11 protein-coding genes are annotated in these 11,792 nt (G+C 39.2%); 10 read left to right on the top strand and 1 reads right to left on the bottom strand.

The window, feature by feature from the left end; all coding sequences use genetic code 11:
• Positions 1-299: 299 nt before the first annotated feature.
• The gene (locus ACP8HG_RS13835; protein WP_438296831.1) at positions 300-1,868 is read left to right on the top strand and encodes a glycoside hydrolase family 10 protein; all 1,569 of its coding nucleotides are present in this window, start codon (positions 300-302) and stop codon (positions 1,866-1,868) included.
• An 848-nt stretch (positions 1,869-2,716) separates the two neighbouring features.
• Here the strand turns inward: ACP8HG_RS13835 and ACP8HG_RS13830 are convergent.
• Positions 2,717-2,860 carry a hypothetical protein gene (locus ACP8HG_RS13830; protein WP_342539145.1) on the bottom strand — a complete coding sequence of 48 codons (144 nt, stop codon included), beginning with the start codon at positions 2,858-2,860 and terminating at the stop codon, positions 2,717-2,719.
• 458 nt (positions 2,861-3,318) lie between these two features.
• Between ACP8HG_RS13830 and ACP8HG_RS13825 the strand changes: the two genes are divergently transcribed.
• The 9 genes from ACP8HG_RS13825 to essB all read left to right on the top strand — a co-directional run bounded on the left by ACP8HG_RS13825 (position 3,319) and on the right by essB (position 11,791).
• Positions 3,319-4,200 (top strand): DUF1672 family protein, encoded by an 882-nt coding sequence (locus tag ACP8HG_RS13825; RefSeq protein WP_187045873.1) that lies wholly within the window; start codon positions 3,319-3,321, stop codon positions 4,198-4,200.
• 231 nt (positions 4,201-4,431) lie between these two features.
• Positions 4,432-5,094, top strand: a complete 663-nt coding sequence (locus ACP8HG_RS13820) for a hypothetical protein (protein WP_438296828.1) — start codon at positions 4,432-4,434, stop codon at positions 5,092-5,094.
• 215 nt (positions 5,095-5,309) lie between these two features.
• Positions 5,310-5,972 (top strand): hypothetical protein, encoded by a 663-nt coding sequence (locus ACP8HG_RS13815; protein ID WP_338655043.1) that lies wholly within the window; start codon positions 5,310-5,312, stop codon positions 5,970-5,972.
• Positions 5,973-6,616: 644 nt separating this feature from the next.
• Complete coding sequence (locus ACP8HG_RS13810) at positions 6,617-7,279, top strand: hypothetical protein (protein ID WP_438296826.1); 663 nt, start codon at positions 6,617-6,619, stop codon at positions 7,277-7,279.
• A gap of 48 nt (positions 7,280-7,327) precedes the next feature.
• Positions 7,328-9,295 (top strand): DUF6792 domain-containing protein, encoded by a 1,968-nt coding sequence (locus ACP8HG_RS13805; RefSeq protein ID WP_438296824.1) that lies wholly within the window; start codon positions 7,328-7,330, stop codon positions 9,293-9,295.
• 17 nt (positions 9,296-9,312) lie between these two features.
• Positions 9,313-9,663 (top strand): hypothetical protein, encoded by a 351-nt coding sequence (locus ACP8HG_RS13800; protein WP_067212647.1) that lies wholly within the window; start codon positions 9,313-9,315, stop codon positions 9,661-9,663.
• A 145-nt stretch (positions 9,664-9,808) separates the two neighbouring features.
• The gene (locus ACP8HG_RS13795) at positions 9,809-10,102 is read left to right on the top strand and encodes a WXG100 family type VII secretion target (RefSeq protein ID WP_067212644.1); all 294 of its coding nucleotides are present in this window, start codon (positions 9,809-9,811) and stop codon (positions 10,100-10,102) included.
• An 80-nt stretch (positions 10,103-10,182) separates the two neighbouring features.
• Positions 10,183-10,422, top strand: coding sequence for an EsaB/YukD family protein (locus ACP8HG_RS13790; protein WP_067212643.1), 240 nt, complete (start codon positions 10,183-10,185; stop codon positions 10,420-10,422).
• Positions 10,423-10,435: 13 nt separating this feature from the next.
• A complete protein-coding gene (gene essB, locus ACP8HG_RS13785) occupies positions 10,436-11,791 on the top strand; it encodes a type VII secretion protein EssB (RefSeq protein ID WP_438296821.1) in 1,356 nt (451 codons plus the stop codon).
• The last annotated feature ends 1 nt before the right edge of the window (position 11,792 follow it).

Here is an 11,792-nt window from a genome sequence, read left to right as displayed (position 1 = left end):
ATTTTTTTTGAGTCGGTGCAAAAGAAAGAATGATACGCATATCGGGAAACCGATTTCTTGTATAAAACTCAACCATTGTTCCATCTCGTCAGTTCCTTTCTTTGAGTAAATAAAATACGGAAGTTCTTGTGGATACTTTAAGTGGGGGAATTACTCCTTTCATATTTACCTATAATTGGATACAATTAGAATAGGATAAGGATACAGGGGGAAATGGAAATAAAGAAGTCAAAAAGATGGACAACTACTCGAAATACTAGAAAAACCATTACATAGGGTAAGGAAGGAAGTTACTTATAATGAAAAAACATCTATTTAAAGCTACATTATCAGCGGCTATAACACTCGTTTTACTTATTTCACTCCTACCGTTACAGGTTAAAGGAGCAAGCGTGACTCCCCCTAAAAACGAGATGCGTGCAGCTTGGATTGCAACCGTTCAAAATGTGGATATGAAACCTGGCATGAATGCAGCTCAATATACTGCTTGGGTACAGAAAACATTGGATCACTTGAAAGCTAATAAATTCAATGCAGTTATTTATCAAGTAAAACCAACAAATGATGCGTTATATCCTTCAAAATTGGCGCCGTGGTCATCCTATATAACAGGGGGTAAACAAGGGAAAAGCCCTGGTTACGATCCTTTATTAATAATGATTAATGAAGCGCACAAGCGTGGTATGGAGCTACATGCATGGGTCAACCCTTACCGAGTAACAATGCCTGGCCAAACATTAGCAAGTCTTGCGCCTAGTAATGTAGCCCACACAAATCCTGGATGGGTAGTTAAATATGGTAAGCAATATTATTTGAATCCTGGACTTCCTGAAGTACAAAATTATTTAATAGCTACAGTCAAAGAATTAGTAGCTAAATATGATATTGATGCTGTTCATATGGATGATTATTTTTATCCTTATAAAATTAAAAATGAAACATTTCCCGATCAAGCTGCATTTAAGAAATATGGATCTTCTTTCAAAAAAATAGTCGATTGGCGTCGAGATAATGTCAACCAACTTGTCAAAAAGGTTTATTCATCAATTAAAACAACTAAACCACATGTGCAATTTGGGATTTCTCCATTTGGAGTGTGGCGCAATCAATCAATGGATCCTACTGGCAGCAGTACGCGAGCTGGTGTAACAAATTATGATGACTTATATGCGGATACAAGACAATGGATTAAAGACGGCAGTATTGATTATATTACGCCACAAATCTACTGGTCTAAAACACTGTCAGTAGCTAAGTATTCAACTCTATTAGATTGGTGGAGTAAAGAAGTAGACACCTATGCCGACAAACATCCTGTTAATCTATATATTGGTCTAGCTGATTATAAAGTTGGCATTGACGCTGATAAAGCGTGGAAGAACAAAATGGAGTTACCAAACCAAGTAGTTGCTAACAGAGCAAACCAAATAGCTACGGGTCAAATGCACTTTTCTTTAAAGAGCATCCAAAAAAATCAGCTTGGTTATGCAACAATCCTGAAGCAACAACTTTATAATTATACTGCTTTAACTCCAGCAACTTCTTGGAGCAACGCAGCAATTCCAGCAGAACCAACATGGGTACAAGCTAACAAGGATATAGCCGGAATGAAGTTAGTCATCCAGGATCAAACGACTACACAACCAAGAAAATATGTGATCTACCGTTTTGAAGGAAACCAAGTGGGATCCTATGAAAATCCTCATAGCATAGTAGATGTTGTCTATAATACAAAAGGAAATACCGTATTTTTAGATAAGACAGCAAACCGCAACAAACAATACACATATGGAATTACTTCCGTATCCGCCACTGGCGTTGAGAGTGAGAATGCATATGTTGTGACGTCTGAAGAGGTTAGGCGCTAGGGAAATAACGCTAATTTGACAGCTACGAAACCGTTAGTAGATTGTTTGAGCGGGCATATTTACGGGTTACAGTTCGTACGCTCGTTATGATTAAAGTACTTAACCCAATATTGAATGAAGACGCCTTCTGCTTGATCACAGTAAATGATCAGGTGGAAGGCGTCTTTTTTGTCCATGGTTGCATGGACTAGTAGACTCGATCAATTAAAATCTGGGGTCTTCGGGGAATCGCCTGGAAGTGTCCAACGAACTCAATAAAGTTTCCAACCAATCGCTGAAAGTGTCCAACCATTCACGAGAACTGTCCAACGAACAGTGGAGTGTCCAACGAAACCCTCGAAGTGTCCAACGAAGCTAGAAAAGCCTACAACCAATCGCTGAAAGCGTCCAACCATTCTCGAGAACTGTCCAACCAACAGTGGAGTGTCCAACGAAGCTAGAAAAGCCTACAACCAACCGCTGAAAGCGTCCAACCATTCACGAGAACTGTCCAACCAACAGTGAAGTGTCCGACGAAACCCTCAAAGTGTCCAATGAAGCTAGAAAAGCCTACAACCAATCGCTGAAAGTGTCCAACCATTCCCAAGAACTTTCCAACGAACAGTGGAGTGTCCAACGAAACCCTCGAAGTGTCCAACGAAGCTAGAAAAGCCTACAACCAACCGCTGAAAGTGTCCAACCATTCACGAGAACTGTCCAACCAACAGTGAAGTGTCCAACGAAACCCTCGAAGTGTCCAACGAAGCTAGAAAAGCCTACAACCAATCGCTGAAAGCGTCCAACCATTCTCGAGAACTGTCCAACGAACAGTGGAGTGTCTAACAAAATCCTCGAAGTGTCCAACGAAGCTAGAAAAGCCTACAACCAATCGCTGAAAGTGTCCAACCATTCTCGAGAACTGTCCAACCAACAGTGGAGTGTCCAACAGAACTAGAAAAGTCTCCAACCAATCGCTGAAAGCGTCCAACCATTTTCAAAAACTGTCCAACCAACGAAAAACCTCCAACAAACAGAAATCCAATTATCTACTAACCACATAAATCCCTTCATATCAAGGTATTTTCCGATTCTTAAAAATAGGGAGAATGAACCTAAAGTAATGGTTACGGGGCAGTCCGTAAGGTATCTTACTGTATTAGTAACAGTTTACTAGAATGGTATTTACTAATAGCAGACAATTGTTACTTGTTTAAATGGAACGGCATATTTCGTGTGGGTTAAATGATCTAAGCTTATATCATTGTATATTGTCTTTCTTTGACAGTTGGTTATCTTAGTGGTATCTATTAGTATTATGGAAAATTCATGTAAATCATTGATAGCGCTTTTTATATAGAAGAGGGACAACAATCTACTATAGACATTTGAGGTGTATTCATTGAATATTGGCTATAAAAACATACTGGCACTAACATTGAGCTCCTCATTACTAGTAGGAGGATGTACAGGTATGGATAATTTAACCAACAATGAAAAAATTGAGGTTAAGAAACCGTCGACTGAAAACAAGAGAAATGCGTACGAAATAGAGAACTTCGTACGTGTACAGGACTACACCGGTGAAGGTTATAAATTGCGCGACAGCAGACCAGAAACAGGAAGACTGGCTGAAGAACACCGGGAAGAAATCGAAGAAGCGGTCCAAAAGTATTTCTTAAGCACCTATAAAACAGAAGTGATTGTCCATAACATCATCGGGGCAGTCGATGGTGCAACCATATTTGTGGAGTCGGTAGGTGAACCCCATTTTTATACGTATGCAATTATACCAATAGATGTGGATAGTGAAACCGTGGAAACTGATGAAGTCTGGTCCGAAGAAGGGCAAGTTGAAAATGCGATCCAAGGCGCATTATATGCAATGATTTATGAACAAGAATTTGCAACGCTAGATGAATACTTGGAAAGTATACTTCAAAAATACCCTGTTGTCGGAGTACCAATAGAGGCAATAGAAAAAGTCGGAGGTTCTGGATTCTCAAGTTCAGTGTACAGAACAAGCAAGCTCGGTAACGAATTTCAAGGGATATATGATATGTATTTAGAAAACCCGGAAATTAGTAAAGAAGAAATAAAAAAGAATTTGAGTAAAGCTGATTTCAAGCCCGATCAAATGTTGATTCTCATAGAATTATTTATGAAAGAATCTGACACGGAACCCGATCAGGCGGTCTTTGATAAAATCGTTTCAGATATTAATGAGCTGGAAGGTATACCTAGAGGTGCATATACAATTATTTTGAATGATAACTTGATTGATAAAAGAAGAGGTATAGGAACAAAGGATAATACGCTGGAAAGTATGAATCCAAATGAAATTTTGAAAGAATGAGGAGGTAGAGAAAATCCCTCAAGTCTCATATTCGGTGGATGAAGAACCCTCCCTCTGATTGAAGATTAACTTTATATAGCGATAAAGATTTAGTCGAATTGACTGGTTAATCTAAGCTGAGTACTCCCTTGTATTTTGGATTTTTTAGTTCTGGCAAGATTAAATTCCATGATGAAAACCTCATACAAACCTACTAAAAAACGAAGGGTTCCATTGGAAGGAGACTACGAATTGAAACGATTACAAATGACAATCTTGATAGTTTTTTCGGTTTTGATAGTGGGCTGCACAGGCATGGAGAAATCGAGCGATAATGAGGAAACAACAACGGTGCTTCCAGATACAATTGCAGCACAAGATGAATACACACGCTCTTTCCTCGTTTCAACTGACGAAGTTTCGGAAGGGCATTATGCTTTTAAGACTTGGACAGAAGCTTACACGATGTGGATACCTGTGGATGCTAAACTATCCAAAGGGTTTTATGAAAAGCGAGAAAAACACTGGGAACGATTTTCATATGCATGGCTAGATAACGAAGAAAATCTTTCCTACGGCATATTTGCACAGTTTGAAGATCGACCTGACTCTGAGGAGGTAGGGTTAGACCATTTGTCTGACTACGCACAGTATGAGGGTGAATATAGTAAAAGCGACGATGAAAAAAATGTCTATTATTATGGTGAAATGATCTCCGAGGTTGGTGAAGAAGGGGAGGAAAAAATTCCTGTCTATTCAAATATAGGATTCATTAAACATAAAAACAGTGATAAAGCGTTGGGGATTTTATTTGATCATAGATGCAGTGATTGGACAACAAATTGTGATGCAGATACACAACGAATTAAGGATCATTTTTGGGAACTGGTCAAATCAGTAAAATTTGAGGATTAAAGTAGATCATAAATTAATTATCCAAGTCTTGCTAGAGGGGAGGACAAGATGAATAATTCAAATGACGAACAATTAGATAAATAAATCCAACAGTGTACGCCGTAGTTCATAGAATGTCTTTTACATAACGGTGTTCCGGCGGAATTACTCCCATCATGAAAAATACATACAAACCAACTAAAAAACGAAGGGTTCAATTGAAAGGAGACTACGAGTTGAAACGATTACAAATGACAATCTTGATAGTTGTTACGATTTTGATAGGGGGCTGCACAGGCGTGGAGAAGTCGGGCGATAATGGGGAAACAACAACAGACCTTCCAGATACGATTGCCGTACAAGATGAATACACACGCTCTTTCCTCATTTCAACTGACGAAGTTGCGGATGGGCATTATGCCTTTAAGCCCTGGACAGAGGCATATACGATGTGGATCCCGACAGATGCAACATTGGATTCTGTCTTTTATGAGAAAAGAGAAAAGCACTGGGAACGATTTTTATATGCGTGGCTAGATAACGAAGAAAATTTATCCTATGGCGTTTACGGTCAATTTGAGGACCGACCTGATTCTGAAGAGATGGGTTTAGAACATTTGTCTGACTTCTCTAAATTTGAGGATGAATATAGTAAAAGTGAAGATGAGAATAATATTTATTACTTTGGCAAAAGAATTTCTGAGGTTGGAGAAGAAGGAGAAGAAAAAATCCCTGTCTATTCACATATAGGCTTCATTAAAAATAAAAACAGTGATAAAACATTGGGGATATTATTCAATCACCATTGCAGTGATTGGACCACAAATTGTAATGCAGATACAAAAAGTATTGAAGAACATTTTTGGGAACTGGTCAAATCAGTAAAATTTGAGGATTAAAGTAGATCATAAGTTAATTATCCAAGTCTTGCTAGAGGGGGGACAAGATGAATAAATCGAATGACGAACATCTAGATATACTCAATTCCGCTATGCCCCAAGAATAAAAAACCTCAGTCAATTTCCAAATCAAATACATCCCTTCATTTCAAGCATCTTTATATCGAGATATTATTTTAATTTTCAAAAACTTAAAATGAATCTAAAGTAATAGATTCGGAATAGAAATCTTGATTATCTATTAAATAATAACTACTTAACTAGATTGATAGAAACCAATTATTACTCCGGAAAATAGATTTTAAATAGTTAAGTAGGCTTAAAGGGCTGAGTCTAATTTGCTGAAAATTGGTGTTCTTTGACAGCGGCTTATCCAAGTGTTATTTATTAATATAATGGAAACCTATGGGAATTAATTAAAATGAATTTTTAGCAAATAAAAGAGTCAGTAAAAATCAATCGAGTAACATATTCGTCGGCTAGCGATAAAGACTTAGTAAAATTGGCTGGATAATCTAAGCGGCGTCCTCCGAAGTTATAAGATTTCTTATACGAAGCCGTATTCCGGCAAGATTGAATTCCATCATGAAAAACACATGCAACCAACTAAGAGATGAAGGGTTCAATTGGAAGGAGACTATGAGTTGAAACGATTACAAATTACAATTTTGATAGTTTTTTCGATATTGATAGGGGGCTGCACAGGTATGGAGAAATCGGGCGATAATGAGGAAACAACGACGGAACTTCCAGATACAATTGCAGCACAAGATGAGTTTACACGTACTTTCCTCGTTTCAACTGACGAAGTGGCAGAAGGGCATTATGCTTTTAAGCCATGGACAGAGGCATATACGATGTGGATACCTGTGGATGCTAAACTATCCGAAGGGTTTTATGAAAAGCGAGAAAAGCACTGGGAACGCTTTTCATATGCATGGCTAGATAACGAAGAAAATCTTTCCTACGGCGTATTTGGGCAATTTGAGGACAGACCTGACTCCGAGAAAATAGGTTTACAACACTTGACTGACTTTTCTAAATTCAAGGGTGAATATAGTGAAAGCGAAGATGAAGACAATATCTATTATTATGGTGAAAGAATTTATGAGGCTGGACTAGAAAGAGAAGTGAAAATTCCGGTCTATTCATATATAGGCTTTATCAAACATAAAAACAGTGATAAAGCATTGGGGATAGTATTTGATCACCATTGCAGTGACTGGACATTGAATTGTGAAGCAGATACAAAACTTATTAAAGATCATTTTTGGAAGCTAGTCAAATCAGTGAAATTTGAGAATTAAAGATGATCGTGTACTCACTATCCGAGTCTTACTAGAGGGGAGGACCAGATGAATAAATCAAATGACGAACAATTAGACATACTCGATTCCGCTATTCTTAAGGCGCGAATTGCGAAATTAGAATATGGAACTATGGATGATGGGAAATTCACTTCAATTTCGGTAGAGGAAATACGTCGCATTTATATTGAGGAAACAGGCGCAGAACCACCAAGTGCGATTACTTTATATAAATCCGATGATTTCAAAAGAGAGGGTAGAGATAGCGGTTTCGATGGGACGGTCATTCATTTCTACGATCCAGAGAAGGGCATTAATCAAAGTTATACGATACCTCGTGGCTCTGAGCACGCAGAGAGTGGTGGAGAGGGAGATGGGCAACCACTCGACTGGCTATACAATGGGTTAGGTATTTTCACTGGGAAAGTAAATGATCAATTACAAGATGCGAAGGATTTCGAGAAATGGGCAAGCGAAGAAATAAATAAGGTAATTAAAACGAGAAATACGAGTGAAAACGATATCAATATTCCAAAACTAAGAAAAATTGGCATTGGCCATTCACTAGGCGGCAACCACATTCAAATGCTGAATTTATTAGGGTCAGATTTTGACGGAGTCTATGCATTAAATGATGCAGCTCCGACCGTCTATCAGCTTGCCGCAAATGACGCAGACTTTTTTAAAGAGATTCGAATAAAATTCGGACAGCAATTCCAAGATGTCGATGAACTTTACAAACTCGACCCAAATCAACTCCGTACTTTCGCATTAAACTACTACAAATCAAAGGGCAAACACATCGAACATATTACGTCTGAAGAAGATGCGCTCTATCCCTTACATCTTACCAGAGGATTTATACGTTTTGGAAATGAACAAGTAGTCGATACGGACCCTAACATAACAGGACTTCACGATGTAATCAGTAGAATTCCGGATAAGCAGTTGCAATCATTGCAAAAGTACGTAGCGACAGCGGCACCTTACTATGAAGAGGCGGGTATGGATGGGTTATTCTACTTTGCAACGGGCATCGATAATAACTTCCTTCAAAATGTTAATGTCTTGCTGACTGGAGATCCCGAAAGTGAAGGGGCTTTAAGCCTGAAAAACATTGCGAAATTTACAATCTCCAATCCATTCAAGGCGGCAAAGAATCGGCATGCGGCTTTCAAGGGAATTGTTAACCAAATTCCTGTTATTCAAGAACGGCTGCTAACGTTGATCAAGCAGCTTCCGACGCTTATAGTGATTGCCGATGCAATGTCGGGGGAAGAGGGACAACGGATTTCAGATTATTTGAGAAGCATACAGGAGCGTGCGGAGAAGGTGTCGAATGTGTTGCTTGCAATTTCAACTTTTGATATCACGACAATAAAAGGGTTCAATGATAGCTTCAAGGGGATTAAGTATGCGATTCAACAATTGGATGGTATCGTATCTGACTTTCATCTTTTATGGGAATCAGGGAAGGACCTTCTAGCAGATGTATTAGGATCATTCGATGCGCATGCATTAGAGGCCCTTATCAACGGGCTTTCCCAACCGAATCGGCGCTATGTAGGGAATGACCTCATTTATTCCGCAGGAGGGGGAGCTTCCATTATCGAGGTGAATGTATCTTCTGCGACCCGGTTGTATTGGATGGGATTGGATAACTACGAAGAAAAGAGCCATGTCATCCAGCGTATACAACGTGCTTATATCGAGAAGTTTGAACAACCTTACGAGTCCAGACGAAAAGACTTACTAACTCAAATAGGCTATATGGAAACGAATCCTCATTCATACAGTTATTTGCTTGGCGGTGGTGATCGCGAGATGATCGGTATTTCTGTTCAAGAACACATTCCGCCCATGCCGTCACAAATTACAAATGTGATGGATGGAATTCAAAGTTTCTACGCAGCCGATATAGAAAAAGGGAAGCTGTTATTCAGTCAAATGAAGGATGCAATTATTCAACTTTTTACTGAAGATCAGCAACTTACGGTGATGTTTGAGCTTCGCTAATGGAGGGGGAGTTGAAATTGGGACAAATCAATATGGATTATTGTTTTTTACCAAACGAAGACATGCAGCCCAGTGGTGTATATGTGAATGGTCTGCTGGGCGAAATGGAAGAATTGGCGCTTCGATTGAATCGGTTGGTTGATGCGGAATTACAGCATGCAAAAGGCACGATTGTTGAAAAAATAATAGCTGAAGTCGATGAACGCGCGATTGAACAAGTAAATGTCTGCAACTTCCAAAAATACTATGTGACGGGCGCGACCCGGGAATATAACACGATTTACAATGACCTTGCGACTCAACCAATCACAATCACTTATCGGATTAGGGAAACAGTAGAGACTACATCGATGATTCTTGCACCATAATTGCTCATCGAAACGGAAAGGAGGTGATGCCGCAAAAAACGCGAGTCTAAATTCAGAAGTTTCTGTATTGCGATGAGAAATTGTCGTTATCCATACAGTTATTTTATACATGCACTAAAATTCAAGGAAAAGGGAGATGTTTGGAATGTCAGGAATTATTCGCGTAACACCAGCAGAACTGGATGCAATGGCATCACGCTACAATCACGAATCAGGGGAGGTTGCTTCACAAATCGGCCGTTTGGACGGAATGATTGGTGAATTGCAATCCATGTGGGAAGGGGCTTCTAGTGCAGCGTTTGCGGAGCAATATGAGCGCCTTAAGCCAAGTTTTAACGAAATGCGTGAATTATTAAGTGAAGTCGGCGTACAGTTAAGCCGTGCAGGACAAGCATTACAAGACGCGGATCAGCAAATCGCCGGTCAAATTCGCGGCTAATTGTTCAGATTCAGAAGTTGAAAATAGTGGAGCGTCATTCCCTAAAAGGAAGGCGCTTTTCCTTCATTGAGGTGGAAATTATGTATATCGAAATTACTGTAGATCTTTCAAATTACGAGGGCGATATAATCGATCTTAGATTATCCGATTACTATACTATGAAAAAAATGATAGACATTGCTTGGCAGGCAAATTCTATTTCAATAAATCCGCGTGAAGGTCACTGGATACGGGTAGTTAATAAAGACAAGCTATTTCCAGGGCATTTGACACTGGCACATTGTGGGATTAGGACAGGTGACCGTATTGAAATCATTTGAAGGAGAAAAAAAGATGCCGACTCATGTACATACATATTTAAAAGATTTGATAGGTGTAGAGATCAATGAAGAAGAGAACAAAAGAACATTCATCTTTCAAAAAGAACGTTTCGGTTTTAAAAGAAGTACTGAGATTGTCTTTTTAAAAGAAGTCAATCCTGAAATCAGAAAAGAAATTGTCATAACAGATGACGAGTTAATCATACAAGCAGACATACCAAGTTCGTTGAAGCAGTTTGATGAAATTCAATCGGAAGATGCTAAGTCAAGATGGATATTTGCTCATCAGCTTGTAGAAAAGGTTGATGCCCATCCATACCCCCGTCTAAATCTGATCGTTTGTCCCGAAAATATAGTGTATAGCAAAGGCATGGCCCCTGTTTTCATCTATTACGGGGTGATGGAGAGTTTGCCGCCATTTAGGAATGATGCGGAGCGCGTCTGGCTGGAAACGAGGGCGGCAGTAGCTGCGGCAGTAGATGGCTCATTCACATATGAAGAATATTTAAAGTATAACGAGGTCCTGGAGCTTAATGAGACAAGTGCGAAAGTGATGTCCATTCAGGATAGCCGAGCGTTACTCGACTATATTGAGCAACAACTTGAAAATTTGGATATCAAAGAACAAAGCTTTGTGAAATTACCGCGTAAAAAGTGGAAAATGACTAAATGGTTATCTATCGGTCTTAGCGTGCTACTTATTCCAGCACTACTATTTGCATTTATTTATTTCATACACGAAAAGCCGAAAAATGAAGCGTACATTGATAGCCATGAATACTTTTTGCAGCGGAATTATAGTCAGGTCGTCACCGTACTAAGCCCGTACAGCATAAAGTCGATGCCTTATGTGATGCTGTATGAACTGGCTCATTCATTCGTAACAAATGAAAAATTGGATGAAGAACAAAAAAGAAATGTGCTGTCGAATATCACGTTGCAAACAGATTCCGACTACTTGAAGTATTGGATTTACCTTGGCCGGGGGGAAGCCGCGAATGCGGTTGATTTGGCTAGGTCAATGGAAGATGGTGAACTCATCACTTTTGGATTACTTAAAAGACGTGAAGAACTCCAAGCTGATCATACGCTTACAGGCGAAGAGAAACAATATCTGTTAGAAGAAGTAGATAGAGAAGTGGAAGAGTATGAAAAATTGATGGAGCAGAATGAGGAAGACGAGGCAGAAAAAGCCGAAGCCGAAGCAGAAATAGAGAAGCAAGAAAAGGCAGCTAAAGTAGTGGAGCAACAAAAGCTAGACAAAGTAGAGAAACAAAAAAAGGCAGCCGAAGCAGAGAAACAAGATAAAGCAGACAAAGTAGAAAAGCAAGAGAAGGTAGACAAAGTTGAAACAGTAGATAAGGAATGAA

It is taken from the genome of Sporosarcina sp. FA15, from assembly GCF_051550195.1.
GTDB classification, from domain to species: domain Bacteria; phylum Bacillota; class Bacilli; order Bacillales_A; family Planococcaceae; genus Sporosarcina; species Sporosarcina psychrophila.
This window is presented reverse-complemented; position numbering and strand designations above follow the sequence as displayed.